The organism is Ectobacillus sp. JY-23 (genome assembly GCF_023022965.1).
Classification (GTDB): Bacteria; Bacillota; Bacilli; order Bacillales; family Bacillaceae_G; genus Ectobacillus.
The window spans coordinates 1114211-1128834 of the sequence record NZ_CP095462.1 but is presented as its reverse complement, the minus strand read 5'-3'; the positions used below and the strand labels follow the sequence as shown (position 1 = coordinate 1128834).

General features: G+C 40.6%; 12 protein-coding genes. All 12 read left to right on the top strand.

The genetic code is table 11. From position 1 onward, the window contains the following. The first annotated feature begins 4 nt into the window (after positions 1-4). The 12 genes from MUG87_RS05830 to pnp all read left to right on the top strand — a co-directional run bounded on the left by MUG87_RS05830 (position 5) and on the right by pnp (position 14526). The gene (locus MUG87_RS05830; RefSeq protein WP_281503680.1) at positions 5-4300 is read left to right on the top strand and encodes a PolC-type DNA polymerase III; all 4296 of its coding nucleotides are present in this window, start codon (positions 5-7) and stop codon (positions 4298-4300) included. A 254-nt stretch (positions 4301-4554) separates the two neighbouring features. After that, positions 4555-5022 (top strand): ribosome maturation factor RimP, encoded by a 468-nt coding sequence (gene rimP / locus MUG87_RS05825; protein WP_124563669.1) that lies wholly within the window; start codon positions 4555-4557, stop codon positions 5020-5022. Positions 5023-5037: 15 nt separating this feature from the next. Next, positions 5038-6126 carry a transcription termination factor NusA gene (gene nusA, locus MUG87_RS05820; protein ID WP_247086413.1) on the top strand — a complete coding sequence of 363 codons (1089 nt, stop codon included), beginning with the start codon at positions 5038-5040 and terminating at the stop codon, positions 6124-6126. Positions 6127-6132: 6 nt separating this feature from the next. Next, positions 6133-6399 (top strand): RNase P modulator RnpM, encoded by a 267-nt coding sequence (locus MUG87_RS05815; protein WP_247086411.1) that lies wholly within the window; start codon positions 6133-6135, stop codon positions 6397-6399. Beyond that, complete coding sequence (locus MUG87_RS05810) at positions 6396-6707, top strand: YlxQ family RNA-binding protein (protein ID WP_247086409.1); 312 nt, start codon at positions 6396-6398, stop codon at positions 6705-6707. The genes MUG87_RS05815 and MUG87_RS05810 overlap by 4 nt, the downstream gene beginning before the upstream one ends. Before the next feature lie 4 nt (positions 6708-6711). Then, the gene (infB, locus tag MUG87_RS05805; protein WP_247086407.1) at positions 6712-8808 is read left to right on the top strand and encodes a translation initiation factor IF-2; all 2097 of its coding nucleotides are present in this window, start codon (positions 6712-6714) and stop codon (positions 8806-8808) included. Next, complete coding sequence (locus MUG87_RS05800) at positions 8805-9083, top strand: DUF503 domain-containing protein (protein ID WP_281503679.1); 279 nt, start codon at positions 8805-8807, stop codon at positions 9081-9083. The genes infB and MUG87_RS05800 overlap by 4 nt, the downstream gene beginning before the upstream one ends. A gap of 13 nt (positions 9084-9096) precedes the next feature. Then, the gene (gene rbfA, locus MUG87_RS05795; RefSeq protein ID WP_124563675.1) at positions 9097-9453 is read left to right on the top strand and encodes a 30S ribosome-binding factor RbfA; all 357 of its coding nucleotides are present in this window, start codon (positions 9097-9099) and stop codon (positions 9451-9453) included. 51 nt (positions 9454-9504) lie between these two features. Beyond that, complete coding sequence (gene truB, locus MUG87_RS05790) at positions 9505-10428, top strand: tRNA pseudouridine(55) synthase TruB (RefSeq protein ID WP_247086405.1); 924 nt, start codon at positions 9505-9507, stop codon at positions 10426-10428. A gap of 390 nt (positions 10429-10818) precedes the next feature. Further along, the gene (gene ribF, locus MUG87_RS05785; protein ID WP_247086403.1) at positions 10819-11775 is read left to right on the top strand and encodes a bifunctional riboflavin kinase/FAD synthetase; all 957 of its coding nucleotides are present in this window, start codon (positions 10819-10821) and stop codon (positions 11773-11775) included. A 108-nt stretch (positions 11776-11883) separates the two neighbouring features. Beyond that, on the top strand, positions 11884-12153 hold the full coding sequence (rpsO, locus tag MUG87_RS05780) for a 30S ribosomal protein S15 (RefSeq protein WP_124563678.1): 270 nt from the start codon (positions 11884-11886) through the stop codon (positions 12151-12153). Between the two features lie 249 nt (positions 12154-12402). Continuing rightward, positions 12403-14526, top strand: coding sequence for a polyribonucleotide nucleotidyltransferase (gene pnp, locus MUG87_RS05775; RefSeq protein ID WP_247086401.1), 2124 nt, complete (start codon positions 12403-12405; stop codon positions 14524-14526). Positions 14527-14624 lie beyond the last annotated feature (98 nt).

Here is a 14624-nt window from a genome sequence, read left to right as displayed (position 1 = left end):
CGATGTGACAGCGCTGACGAAAGAGCAACAAGAGCGGTTTATGATTTTATTACAGCAACTTGGTTTACCCGAAGATTTTGTTACACAATATTTTCGTGACGGCGGAATTGAAAAGCTGCTTGTAGATAAACGGACAAAGAGCTGGTTTTTCCGGTTTATGTTACCACGTGTGCTGCCTGCTAATGTATACGAACTATTTGAAAGTCAATTAGAGAAAACGTTCTCTCATATTGCCAATGTGTCTTTTGCTATTCAAACTTCGACAAAGCAATTTACAGAACAGGATGTGCAATCGTATTGGCCGCTTTGTACAAGGAAAATTCCGTTCTCTCCTATGTTTGCATACTTAAAAGATCAGTTGCCGCAAGTAAATGGCATTAAACTGCAGCTTCAAGTGAACAACGATCTCGAAGCGGCGACAGTTAAAAAGAATATGGCGAAATCGATTGGAGAGCAATATGAACGTTTTGGCTTTCCACAATTTACAGTAGATACAAAGGTAGTTGGAAATGACGCTGAAATTCAAAAGTTTCGCGAGCAAACGCAGCAGGAAGATCGTGAAAAAGTGCTGCAAGCAATGGAAGAGATTGCAAAGAAAGAAGAGATTGTAATTGATGATCAACCGCTTGTTATAGGCTACTTAATTAAACCGGATGAAGAAATTACACCGCTCCGAGATATACGTGAGGAAGAAAAACGAAAAACAATTCAAGGCTACGTATTTCATGTGGAAACAAAAGAACTGCGTAGCGGTCGAACACTTCTGACCTTTAAAGTTACCGACTATACAGATTCCATTATGGTCAAAATGTTTTCACGCGACAAAGAAGATCTTCCTGCCTTTCAAAAAATAAAAAAAGGCATGTGGGTCAAAGTGCGTGGATCGTTCCAAGATGACACGTTTGTTCGAGACTTAATTATGATGGCCAACGATGTTAATGAAATAAAAGGGCCTGTACGTGTAGATCGCGCTCCTGAAGGAGAAAAGCGCGTTGAGCTCCATCTGCATACCCCTATGAGCCAAATGGATGCGGTAACACCGGTATCTAAGCTGGTGGCACAAGCGAAAAAATGGGGACACGAAGCTGTTGCCATTACGGATCATGCAGTCGCGCAATCATTTCCGGAAGCGTACAGCGCAGGTAAAAAAAATGACATTAAGGTCATATACGGTGTAGAAGCCAATCTTGTCAATGATGGTGTTCCTATTGCTTACAACGAAGCGCATCGTTCGCTTGCAGACGAAACATATGTCGTATTTGACGTTGAGACAACTGGATTATCTGCAGTGTACGATACCATTATTGAACTTGCAGCAGTAAAAATTCATAATGGTGAAATTGTAGACCGATTTGAGCGCTTTGCCAATCCGCATCATCCATTATCCGCTACGACAATTGAGCTAACGGGTATTACGGATGATATGGTTCGTGATGCGCCCGATGTAGATGTAGTTCTAAGAGAGTTTGCAGAATGGATGGGTGATTGTACGCTTGTAGCCCACAATGCATCCTTCGATATGGGTTTTTTGAATACAGGTTTTAAAAAGTACGGTATGCCAAAGAGCATCAATCCCGTTATTGATACATTGGAATTGGCTCGTTTTTTATTACCAGAGTTAAAAAACCATCGCTTAAATACGCTTTGTAAAAAGTTTGATATTGAACTTGTCCAGCATCACCGTGCCATTTATGATGCAGAAGCAACCGGATACTTACTTGCAAAGATGCTAAAAGAGGTAATTACCAAAGGGTATACACATCATGATCAGCTCAATGATAGCATGGGGCAAGGCGACTCTTATAAGAGAGGTAGGCCGAGTCATGTCACGCTTTTAGCAACATCTGATGAAGGGTTAAAAAATTTATATAGGCTTGTTTCGTTATCTCATGTGCAATATCATTACCGCGTACCACGTATTCCTCGCTCAGTGTTAAAAAAATATAGAAGCGGTATTCTTGTGGGCACAGCATGTGACAAAGGTGAGGTATTTGAAGCAATGATGCAGAAAGGACCAGAAGAAGCGGAAGAACTCATCCAATTTTACGATTATATTGAAGTTATGCCGCCTTCTGTATTAAAGCATCTGATTGAGTTGGAACTCGTGCAAAATGAAGGTCAGCTTAAAACCATACTAACCAACCTTGTAAACCTTGGGAAAACACTGGAAAAGCCGGTTGTAGCAACCGGAAATGTTCATTATTTAGATCCTGAAGATGCCATTTATCGTAAGATTCTTATCAGCTCGCAAGGGGGAGCAAATCCACTTAACAGACATAACCTTCCTTCTGTTCACTTCCGGACTACGGATGAAATGTTAGATGAATTTGCATTTTTGGGAGAAGATGTTGCGAAGGAAATTGTTGTAACAAATACACAAAAAGTAGCGGCCATGATTGGTGATGTAAAGCCAATTAAGGACGATCTGTATACACCGCGCATTGAAGGGGCAGATGAAGAAACCCGTGATATGAGTTACAGGCGTGCACGCAGTATATATGGCGATAATCTTCCAGAAATCGTAGAAGCGCGTCTGGAAAAAGAGTTGAAAAGTATTATTGGGCACGGATTTGCAGTTATTTATTTAATCTCACATAAGCTTGTAAAGAAATCACTTGATGATGGTTATCTCGTTGGATCACGTGGTTCTGTTGGTTCTTCTTTTGTCGCAACTATGATGGAGATTACCGAGGTAAATCCATTGCCACCGCACTATATTTGTCCAAGCTGTAAACATTCTCACTTCTTTAATGATGGCTCTGTTGGTTCTGGATTTGATTTACCTGATAAAGACTGCCCGAACTGCGGTACACGTTATAAAAAAGACGGACATGATATTCCATTTGAAACGTTTCTTGGTTTTAAAGGAGATAAGGTACCCGATATTGATTTGAATTTCTCCGGAGAATATCAGCCGCGTGCACACAACTATACAAAAGTACTGTTTGGTGAGGATAATGTGTATCGCGCAGGTACAATTGGTACTGTCGCAGATAAAACGGCATTTGGTTATGTAAAGGGATATGCTTCTGATCATAATTTAACGATGCGTGGTGCAGAAGTGGAGCGTTTGGCCATGGGGTGCACCGGTGTAAAGCGAACGACAGGTCAGCATCCAGGTGGTATTATTGTAGTCCCGGATTACATGGATGTATTTGATTTTACTCCTATTCAGTTTCCAGCAGACGATACGTCATCAGAGTGGAAAACAACACATTTTGATTTCCATTCTATTCATGATAACTTGCTGAAGCTTGATATTCTTGGACACGATGATCCAACAGTAATTCGAATGCTGCAAGATTTAAGCGGCATTGATCCGAAAACCATTCCAACCGATGACCCTGAGGTTATGAAAATCTTTTCAGGTACAGCTTCTTTAGGGGTCACAGAAGAACAAATTAACTGTAAAACTGGAACGCTCGGTATTCCGGAGTTTGGAACGAAATTCGTAAGACAAATGCTAGAAGAAACAAAGCCAACAACATTCTCAGAGCTTGTTCAAATTTCAGGCCTTTCTCACGGAACAGATGTATGGCTTGGAAACGCTAATGAGCTTATTTATAGTGGTACATGTACACTAAGTGAGGTAATTGGATGTCGTGACGACATTATGGTCTACTTAATTTATCAAGGGCTTGAGCCTTCTTTAGCGTTTAAAATCATGGAATCGGTTCGTAAAGGAAAAGGCGTGCCACCGGAGTGGGAAGAAGAAATGAGAAAGAACAATGTACCGGAGTGGTACATTGACTCTTGTAAGAAGATTAAGTACATGTTTCCGAAGGCGCACGCAGCTGCGTATGTATTAATGGCGGTGCGTATCGCTTATTTTAAAGTGCATTTCCCGCTGTTGTACTACGCAGCGTACTTTACAGTTCGTGCAGATGATTTTGATGTAGAGGCAATGACAAAGGGATCGGCAGCTATTCGCGCTAATATTGATGAGATTTTACAAAAGGGCTTGGATGCATCGCCAAAAGAAAAGAGTTTGTTGACGGTGCTTGAGATGGCACTTGAAATGTGCGAGCGCGGCTTCTCCTTTAGTAAGGTGGATTTATATCGTTCTAGCGCAACAGACTTTATTATTGATGGTATGTCGTTAATACCGCCATTTAATGCAATTGATGGATTGGGAACGAACGCGGCCATTAATATTGTGAACGCACGTGAACAAGGGGAGTTTCTTTCTAAAGAAGACTTGCAGCAACGAGCAAAAGTATCTAAAACGATTATCAGTTATTTAGATACTCTCGGCTGTTTAGAATCTTTACCGGATCAAAACCAACTTTCTCTGTTCTAAATCAAAACGCTTTGCAAAATATAGCCAAGTATGCTATAGTAATAAACGGGTAATTCAGGACGTGCATATTATTACGGAAAGAGTGGGGAAACCCGCTCTTTCGTGTTATTATCGCCTGATTTTTCGTATAAGGAAGCTGTTGCTTGCTATACATAATTTACTATAAGTGTTGCTGATTTTGGTAATACTAAGGCAAATCACCCTGCTTTCATGCAGGGGCTTTTGTTATCGTACAGTTAGGAAGGAGGCAGCTCATGAGCAAAGTTACAGAAATCGTGGAAGAGCTGGCAAAACCGATTATTGCGGAATTAAACTTAGAACTTGTAGATGTAGAATACGTCAAAGAAGGAAAAGACTGGTTTTTGCGCGTGTTCATTGACTCAGAAGCAGGTGTGGACATAGAGGAATGTGCCACTGTCAGCGAACGCTTAAGCGAGGCGCTCGATGCCGCAGATCCAATTCCGGATTTATATTTCCTTGATGTTTCTTCACCGGGAGCTGAACGCCCGCTGAAAAAAGAGCAGGATTTTCAAAAGGCGATAGGGAAACAAATAGCTATCAAGACATATGCGCCAATTGACGGAGAAAAGCAGTTTGAAGGAAAACTACTTTCTTATGACGGTACAACCGTTACATTAGCCATGATTATAAAAACAAGAAAAAAAGAAATTCAAATTCCAATGGAAAAGGTTGCAAGCGCTAGACTTGCAGTTACGTTTTAAAAGAGGGGGATCTTAATGAGCACTGAACTGTTGGATGCTTTGCTCGTATTAGAAAAAGAAAAGGGCATCAGCAAGGATATTATTATTGAAGCAATTGAGGCAGCGTTGATTTCTGCATACAAACGCAACTTCAACCAAGCACAAAATGTGCGTGTAAGTTTCAATCCAGAAGTTGGGTCTATTAAAGTTTTTGCAAGAAAAGATGTAGTTGAAAGCGTATTTGACCCGCGCCTTGAAATTTCAGAAGAAGAAGCACGTTTGATTCACCCAAATTATCAAGAGGGCGATGTTGTTGAGCTTGAAGTAACACCAAAGGACTTTGGACGTATTGCTGCACAGACAGCTAAACAAGTTGTAACACAACGTGTGCGTGAAGCTGAACGTGGTGTCATTTATTCCGAATTTATTGACCGTGAAGAAGATATTATGGTCGGTATTGTACAGCGTCAAGATGCGCGCTTTATTTATGTAAGCCTTGGAAAAGTGGAAGCATTGTTGCCAATTGGTGAGCAGATGCCAAACGAACAGTATAAACCGCATGATCGCATTCGTGTATTCTTAACAAAAGTAGAAAAAACAACAAAAGGTCCACAAATTTTCGTATCTCGCACACATCCTGGTTTATTAAAACGCTTGTTTGAGCTAGAGGTTCCTGAAATTTATGATGGAACAGTAGAAATTCGCTCTGTGGCACGTGAAGCTGGAGACCGCTCCAAAATTTCCGTGTACTCAGAGAATCCGGATGTGGATCCAGTCGGTTCTTGTGTTGGGCCAAAAGGACAGCGTGTCCAAAGCATTGTCAACGAACTAAAAGGTGAAAAGATTGATATCGTTCGTTGGTCTAACGACCCAGTAGAATATGTGGCGAACGCACTTAGTCCTTCACAAGTGGTAAAGGTATTGGTAAATGAAGATGATAAAGCGACAACAGTTATTGTGCCGGATCATCAATTATCTTTGGCAATTGGAAAAAGAGGACAGAATGCACGTTTGGCAGCTAAGCTGACAGGTTGGAAAATTGACATTAAAAGCGAGTCTGACGCAAAAAAGGCTGGCATCTTAGAGGAATCATACCAATTTGAAGTAGATGCGTTTGAGGAGTGATACGAAGTGAACAATCGTAAAGTTCCCTTAAGAAAATGTGTAGCCACACAAGAAATGAAGCCAAAACGTGAGTTAGTCCGCATTGTTCGCTCAAAAGAGGGCGAAGTGTCTATAGATTTAACGGGGAAAAAATCCGGAAGAGGTGCTTATTTATCTCGTGATAAAGAAGCAATCTTACTGGCGCAGAAAAAAAACATCCTAGAGCATCAGTTGAAAGCAAAAATTGATGGTTCTTTGTATGAGGAATTGCTTGCGCTTGTGGAGCAGCCATGAGTAATTGGAGTACGTTTTTGGGATTGGCAAATCGCGCGCGAAAGATTATATCGGGCGAAGAGCTTGTATTAAAGGAGATTAGAGGCGGCAGAGCAAAGCTAGTTTTGCTGGCTGAAGATGCATCAAACAATACGGCAAAACGCATCAAGGATAAAGCGAACTACTATAAAATCCCGCTCAGAACAGTCGAAACCCGACAACAATTAGGGCATGCAATCGGGAGAGATGAACGGGTGGTTGTGGCTGTACTGGATGAAGGCTTTGCAAAGAAGCTGCAAAGCATGCTCGATACAATTTATCGGGGGTGAAGGTATGAGTAAAATTCGAGTACATGAATACGCAAAACAACAAAATGTATCCAGTAAAGATATTATTACAAAACTAAAAGAAATGAACATAGAGGTTTCCAATCATATGACAATGTTAGATGACGAAGTAGTTGAAAAGTTAAACAATGATTATAATGCAGGTACAGCGAAGCGTTCTATCGTAGAAGAATTTGATGAAGAAGCAAACAAAGAAAAAGAAAACGCTGGTCGCAATAGCAAAAAAAGCAGCAATAAGAAAAAGAAAAAAGATCAAGGTAAGAAAACGGATACGCGTCAAGATCGCTTTGCTGCGGCAAAAAAGAGTGCGCGTCCTGCAAATGAAACAACTGATAAGGTTGTCTTTTCAGGCTCCCTTACAGTAAGCGAATTAGCAAAACAACTTGGCAAAGAGCCTTCTGAGATTATTAAAAAATTGTTCTTGCTTGGTATTATGGCTACTATTAACCAAAGCCTTGATAAAGATACAATTGAACTCATTGCCGCGGAGTATGGTGTAGAGGTTGAAGAAGAAGTTGTTATGGATGAAACAGATTTTGAAACATTTATTGATGAAGGCGATGCAGAGGAACATTTAACTGAGCGTCCTCCAGTTGTAACAATTATGGGTCACGTTGACCATGGTAAAACAACGCTTTTGGATTCCATTCGAAATTCTAAGGTAACTGCGGGGGAAGCGGGTGGAATCACACAGCACATTGGCGCGTATCAAGTTGAAGTAAACGACAAAAAAATTACTTTCCTAGATACACCAGGTCACGCAGCGTTTACAACAATGCGCGCACGTGGTGCACAGGTTACAGATATTACAATTTTAGTTGTGGCAGCGGATGATGGTGTAATGCCGCAAACAGTAGAAGCAATTAATCATGCAAAAGCAGCTGAAGTACCAATTATTGTGGCTGTGAATAAAATGGATAAGCCGACGGCAAATCCTGACCGTGTGATGCAGGAGTTAACAGAGTATGGTCTAGTTTCGGAAGCTTGGGGTGGAGATACGATTTTTGTACCAATCTCTGCATTAACAGGTGAGGGGATTGACCAATTGCTTGAAATGATTCTCCTTGTGAGTGAAGTGGAAGAGTATAAAGCAAATGAAAACCGCCTTGCATTAGGTACGGTAATTGAAGCACAGCTTGATAAAGGAAAAGGACCGATTGCAACCCTTCTTGTACAAAACGGAACAATGCGAATTGGAGATCCAATCGTTGTAGGAACAGCCTTTGGTCGTGTGCGTGCTATGGTAAATGATCAAGGTCGACGTGTAAAAGAAGCAGGTCCTTCTACGCCAGTTGAGATTACAGGTTTGAATGATGTACCGCAAGCAGGGGATCGCTTTATGATCTTTGCTGATGAAAAACGCGCGCGTCAAGTTGGTGAAACGAGAGCGCAACGTATGATTATTGAACAACGTGGTGATAAAGCGAAGCTTAGCCTCGAGGATTTATTCCAACAAATTCAACAAGGTGATGTGAAAGAAATCAACTTGATTGTAAAAGCTGACGTACAAGGTTCTGTAGAAGCATTGGCTGCTTCTTTACAGAAAATTGAAGTGGAAGGCGTTAAAGTGAAAATTATTCATACAGGCGCTGGCGCTATTACAGAATCTGATATTATCTTAGCTTCTGCTTCCAACGCAATTGTAATCGGCTTTAATGTTCGTCCTGACGTAAATGCGAAACGTACAGCAGAAGCAGAAAATGTTGATGTCCGACTACACCGCATTATTTATAACGTAATTGAAGAAATTGAATCCGCAATGAAAGGTATGCTGGATCCTGAGTTTGAGGAAAAAGTCATTGGTCAAGCGGAAGTACGACAAGTATTTAAGGTTTCTAAAGTCGGTACAATTGCTGGTTCTTACGTTATTGATGGTAAAATTACGCGCGATAGCAGTGTTCGTGTAATTCGTGATGGCATTGTGGTGTTTGAAGGTAAGTTGGATACATTGAAGCGTTTTAAAGACGACGTAAAAGAAGTAGCACAAAACTATGAGTGTGGTATAACAGTTGAGAAATTTAACGATATTAAAGAAGGCGACATTATTGAAGCATATATCATGCAGGAAATAGAGCGCAAGTGATTGGTGCACTCATCTGTGAATGCATGATTTATGATGCCGCTTCTTTAAAAGATAAGCGTGCTGTATTGCAACGTATTATAACGCGGCTTCGGCAGCGGTACAATGTCTCTGTTGCTGAAACAAATTATCAAGATGAGTGGCAAAGAACTGAAATAACCATCGTTGCGGTGGCAGAAGAACGGATTGTGTGTGAGCGCGAGGTACAACGAGCGCTCACGCTTATTGATTCGTTTCCGGAAATAGAGCGTACAGTAACGATGTGGGAATGGTACTGAATGAGGTGATTGTATGAAGTTGCGTGCAAATCGTGTGGGTGAGCAAATGAAAAAAGAGCTCGGTGAGATTATTAGTCGTAAGATTAAGGATCCCCGTGTCGGATTTGTAACAGTAACAGATGTGCAAGTAAGCGGAGACCTGCAACTTGCCAAAGTATATATTTCCGTACTTGGTGATGATGAACAAAGACAAAATACATTAAAGGGTTTAGCAAAAGCCAAGGGCTTTATTCGATCAGAAATAGGACAGCGAATTCGCTTGCGAAAAACCCCTGAAATTACGTTTGAATTTGATGAGTCCATTGATTACGGTCATAGAATTGAAACGTTATTGCATGAAATTAACAAAGATGAAAAGCACGAGGAATGATGGATAGACATTGTCTATCCATTTTTTCTATCATGAACATGAGGTGAAGGTATGGAAGGTGTATTACTTTTAAACAAACCAAAAGGAATGACATCTCACGATTGTGTCTTTAAACTGCGAAAACTGCTAAAGGAAAAGCGCATTGGTCATACAGGTACACTTGATCCGGATGTGACAGGTGTGCTACCAATTTGTATTGGAAGAGCAACAAAAATTGCGCAGTTTTTAACGAGCGAAGTGAAAACATACGAGGGTGAAGTAACACTTGGTTGGTCGACTACAACTGAGGATTCATCTGGAGAAATAGTAGAGCAAAGGAATGTGGATCGTGTCATTACACGCGCAGAAATCCAGGCGGTATTGCAGGAGATGACAGGAACAATTGAACAAAGGCCTCCAATGTTTTCAGCGGTAAAGGTAAATGGGAAAAAATTATATGAATACGCAAGACAAGGTATTGAAGTAGAGCGCCCGGTACGCACCATTGCTATTCATTCTTTTGATTTATTGGATGACCGTGACGTGTTTGAGGGAACGTCTCTTTCTTTTCGTTTTCGGGTTACTTGCAGCAAAGGCACGTATGTACGCACACTTGCGGTTATGATAGGCGAAAAACTGGGTTATCCAGCGCATATGTCTGACCTCGTCCGTACTGCATCTGGCAAGTTTACGTTAGCGCAGTGTATAACATTGGAGCAAGTAGAAGAGTATGTAAAACAAGGTAAGGCGCAAGACCTGTTACAATCTATCGATGAGGCATTAGCTACCTTTTCAAAATGGGTTGTAGATGAAGAAACAGCAGAACAGGTGAAAAATGGCGGTTTTTTGCCGGAACCAAGCTTTTCTACAGACAAGTACATTATGATTTTTAATCAAAATGATCAATGCTTAGCCATTTACGAACCCCATCCCACTAAAGCGAGAGTATTAAAGCCGACAAAAGTTCTTGTGAATAATCAAGAATTAAAGCTATAATAAAACAAGTATATAAGTACAACTAGAAAAACCGACATTCTTTTTGGGTGGGAAAGAAGAACGGGCAATGTATGGTGCGGTCAGGACCTAAGAGATACGCGTATCAAGTTAAGAACATATACGCATAGCGAGGCGTTCTAGCGCTGTGATTTTCTTTCCGTTTATCTGTCGAAAAAACTATGTAAACTTATATAGCTATAAGTAGAAAAGATAACATTCTTGAGATGACAAAGAAGAACGATTGATATGCAGTTGCAATGAGAACCTGCGAGGAGTAAACATCTAGCAAGGTTAGTAGTTCTTGCGCGTTCATTTTGTCGTTGTAGTTACGTTAGTAAGGCTTATACGTATTTTATAATAAAAGTTAGTTGTAAGAAGGTGGACTTGAGCGTGAAACTCATTCATTTAACGCATCCTCATCAAGTAAATAGAGATGAAGCGGAGCCGGTTGTTATGGCTTTGGGATATTTTGATGGTGTTCATCTGGGCCATCAAAAGGTTATTCGCACTGCAAAGAACATAGCAAAAGAGAAGAAACTGAAAAGTGCGGTAATGACCTTTCATCCGCATCCGTCAGTGGTTCTTGGAAAGGCTACATCGCATGTGGAATATATTACGCCATTGCAAGAAAAAGCCCGTCTCTTAGCAGCTATGGACATTGATATTTTATATGTGGTGGAGTTTAGTAAGGAATTTGCAGCACTCTTGCCGCAGCAATTTGTGGATGACTATATTATTGGTTTACATGTTAAGCACGCGGTAGCAGGCTTTGACTTTACGTACGGCCGATTAGGGAAAGGTACGATGGAAACCATGCCGTTTCATTCGAGAGGCGAATTTACACAAACAGTTGTGGAAAAGGTAGCCCTACAGGAACAGAAGATCAGCTCTACATTGTTAAGAAGTATGATTCGAGAAGGATGTATGGAAGAAATAGAACCTGTACTTGGGAGAAGATATACGGTAGCCGGGACTGTTGTGCACGGCGATAAGCGAGGGAGACAAATTGGTTTTCCCACTGCTAACGTAGAGGTCAATGATTATATTTTACCAGCTACTGGTGTATATGCGGTAAAATTGTGGATACATGATACATGGTATAACGGCGTATGCAATATAGGGTATAAACCAACTTTTAACGATCAGCGCAAGTTGTCTGTTGAAGTGCACATTTTTGATTTTGCAGCCGAAATTTACGGTGAATCAGTTGTAATTGAATGGCATCGCCGTATTCGAGCGGAACAAAAGTTTAATGGAGTCACAGAACTAGTAGCGCAAATTCAGCGTGATAAAGAGCAGGCGCAACAATATTTTTATGATGGGCAAGGTCAGACTTGCTTTTTATAAGAAACTGTAGTATTCTAATTTACGTACTTTAATTGAACCATTTACTTGGCATGTCGATTCACCAACGCATGCTAGGAAATTGGGGATTGATATTAGGAGGTGAACAGGATGGCTTTAACACAAGAGCGTAAAAACGAAATCATTGCTCAATACAAAACACATGATACGGACACTGGTTCTCCAGAGGTTCAAATCGCTGTCCTAACTGAGCAAATTAACACTTTGAATGATCACTTGCGTACTCACAAGAAAGATCACCATTCACGCCGCGGTCTTTTGAAAATGGTTGGTAAGCGTCGTAACTTACTTACTTATCTTCGTAACAAGGACATTACGCGTTACCGTGAATTAATTAACAAGCTTGGCTTACGTCGATAGTCAAAAAAGCGGGATGATTCCCGCTTTTTTGTTAGGTAAAAATATATACTCATTTATTATAGGTTCTTGCAGTTTCGGAGATACTACATAAAGAATGACATTTAGTATGTATTTTTCATAAATAGTGTATCGGTTTTTCGGATTATAAGCAGGGAAGGCTTTATACAAAACGAATAGTCATATGTATGCTGCTTTGCATGATACCATTTACATAGAATTTTTATATTTAGGAATGAGAGGGGTACTTAAATGACTCAAGAAAAGCAAGTCTTCTCTATAGATTGGGCAGGACGACAGTTAGTCGTTGAAACAGGACAACTAGCAAAACAAGCAAGTGGTGCTGTGTTGATTCGATATGGAGATACAGCTGTACTTTCTACTGCTACAGCCTCTAAAGAAGCAAAAAATGTAGGTTTTTTTCCGTTAACAGTAAATTATGAAGAGCGTTTATATGCAGTCGGAAAAATTCCAGGAGGCTTTATTAAACGTGAAGGACGACCAAGTGAAAAAGCAATTTTGGCGAGTCGCTTGATTGATCGACCAATTCGTCCTTTATTCGCAGATGGCTTCCGAAATGAAGTACAAGTAGTAAGCATTGTAATGAGCGTAGATCAAGATTGTTCTTCTGAAATTGCAGCTATGTTTGGTTCTTCCTTAGCGCTTTGTGTATCCGACATTCCATTTGAAGGTCCAATTGCAGGTGTGGTAGTAGGAAGAATTGATGGACAGTTCATTATTAATCCAACAGTAGCACAAACAGAGCAAAGCGATATCAACCTTGTTGTAGCAGGAACGAAAGATGCGATTAACATGGTTGAAGCTGGTGCACAGGAAGTACCTGAAGAAGTGATGCTTGAGGCAATTATGTTTGGTCATGAAGAGATTAAACGTTTAATTGCATTCCAAGAAGAGATTGTCCAAGCGATTGGCAAAGAAAAGCGTGAAATTTCTTTGTATGAAGTAGATCGTGAGCTTGAAAAGGAAATTCGTGAAATAGCTGAAGTAGATATGAAGAGTGCTATTCAAGTGCATGAAAAGCATGCTCGTGAAGAAGCTATTAGTGCTGTAAAAGCACGTGTAGTAGCACATTATGAAGCACTGGAGTCAGATGCTACAGTAATGGGACAAGTTAATGAAATTTTATACATGATGGTGAAAGAAGAAGTACGTCGCTTAATCACTGTTGAAAAAATTCGTCCGGACGGTCGCCGCATTGATGAAATTCGTCCGCTTGCATCAGAAGTAGGACTTATGCCTCGCACGCATGGCTCCGGTTTGTTCACACGTGGACAAACACAGGCGCTTAGTATTTGTACGCTAGGTGCGCTAGGCGATGTGCAAATTTTGGATGGTCTTGGCATTGAGGAATCTAAGCGCTTTATGCATCACTACAACTTCCCGTTGTTTAGCGTAGGCGAAACAGGTCCAATGCGAGGACCAGGGCGTCGTGAGATTGGGCATGGTGCTCTTGGAGAAAGAGCGTTGGAGCCTGTCATTCCATCTGAAAAAGATTTCCCTTATACTATTCGTTTAGTATCAGAGGTGTTGGAGTCTAATGGTTCTACCTCACAAGCAAGTATTTGCGCAAGCACGCTTGCGATGATGGATGCAGGTGTACCGATTAAGGCACCTGTAGCTGGTATTGCGATGGGGCTTGTAAAATCCGGCGAACATTATACGGTACTAACAGATATTCAGGGTATGGAAGACCATTTGGGGGATATGGATTTCAAAGTAGCGGGTACAGCAAAAGGCGTTACCGCACTTCAAATGGATATTAAGATTGATGGACTGTCTCGTGAAATTTTGGAAGAGGCTTTACAACAAGCTAAAGCAGGTAGAATGCAGATTCTTGAGCATATGCTTTCTGTTATGAATGAACCGCGTGCTGAATTGTCTCCATATGCGCCAAAAATCTTAACAATGACAATCAATCCTGACAAAATTCGCGACGTAATAGGACCGAGTGGTAAACAAATCAATAAAATCATTGAAGAAACCGGCGTTAAAATTGATATTGAACAAGATGGTACAGTATTTATTTCTTCTATTAATCAAGAAATGAACCAAAAAGCTAAGAAAATCATTGAAGACATCGTACGCGAAGTAGAAGTTGGACAAGTATATCTCGGCAAAGTAAAGCGTATTGAGAAATTTGGTGCTTTTGTAGAGTTGTTCAGTGGAAAAGATGGTCTTGTTCATATATCTGAACTGGCGGAAGAGCGTATTCCGAAAGTAGAAGATGTTGTTAAAATTGGTGATGAAATCATGGTTAAAGTTATTGAAATTGATAAGCAAGGCCGTGTAAACTTATCACGTAAAGTATTGTTAAAAGAACAAAAAGAGCAAGCAGAAAAAGAAGTGCAGCAATAAAGAGGCGGTTTCCCGTCTCTTTTTTTTATATAACTCCTTATATCAAGTAATGAAACACGATCATAAAGGGTAAGTTATGCATGTTCTGAAAATAAAAA

Coding starts and splice junctions, on each gene's coding strand:
- rimP (WP_124563669.1), top strand. CDS start 4,555: ATGAGCAAAGTTACAGAAATCGTGGAAGAGCTGGCAAAACCGATTATT.
- nusA (WP_247086413.1), top strand. CDS start 5,038: ATGAGCACTGAACTGTTGGATGCTTTGCTCGTATTAGAAAAAGAAAAG.
- MUG87_RS05810 (WP_247086409.1), top strand. CDS start 6,396: ATGAGTAATTGGAGTACGTTTTTGGGATTGGCAAATCGCGCGCGAAAG.
- infB (WP_247086407.1), top strand. CDS start 6,712: ATGAGTAAAATTCGAGTACATGAATACGCAAAACAACAAAATGTATCC.
- rbfA (WP_124563675.1), top strand. CDS start 9,097: ATGAAGTTGCGTGCAAATCGTGTGGGTGAGCAAATGAAAAAAGAGCTC.
- truB (WP_247086405.1), top strand. CDS start 9,505: ATGGAAGGTGTATTACTTTTAAACAAACCAAAAGGAATGACATCTCAC.
- rpsO (WP_124563678.1), top strand. CDS start 11,884: ATGGCTTTAACACAAGAGCGTAAAAACGAAATCATTGCTCAATACAAA.
- pnp (WP_247086401.1), top strand. CDS start 12,403: ATGACTCAAGAAAAGCAAGTCTTCTCTATAGATTGGGCAGGACGACAG.